Below are 273 nucleotides of genomic sequence, written 5' to 3' on the forward strand. Positions count from 1 at the left end.
CGGCGGCGGTCGAACAGTTGCAGGTCTGGGGCGACCGGGCCGGGGTGCCGGTGCTGACAGCCCCCGAGGGGTCCGACCCGGCCTCTTTGGCTTTCGATGCGATCAAGCAGGCGCAGGCCTCGGGCGCGGACCTGTTGATGATCGACACTGCCGGGCGGCTGCAAAATCGCGCCGACCTGATGGAAGAGCTGGCCAAGATCGTCCGGGTGATCCGCAAGGTGGACGAGACCGCGCCACACAACACCCTGCTGGTGCTGGACGCCACCACGGGCC

Annotated in this window: 1 pseudogene; it reads left to right on the forward strand. The window is 68.9% G+C overall.

The features are described from left to right. Positions 1–273 (forward strand): annotated as a pseudogene (locus E0702_RS17400) (signal recognition particle-docking protein FtsY); the annotation flags it as partial.

This window comes from Halomonas marinisediminis, assembly GCF_004347715.1.
GTDB classification, from domain to species: Bacteria; Pseudomonadota; Gammaproteobacteria; order Pseudomonadales; family Halomonadaceae; genus Halomonas; species Halomonas icarae.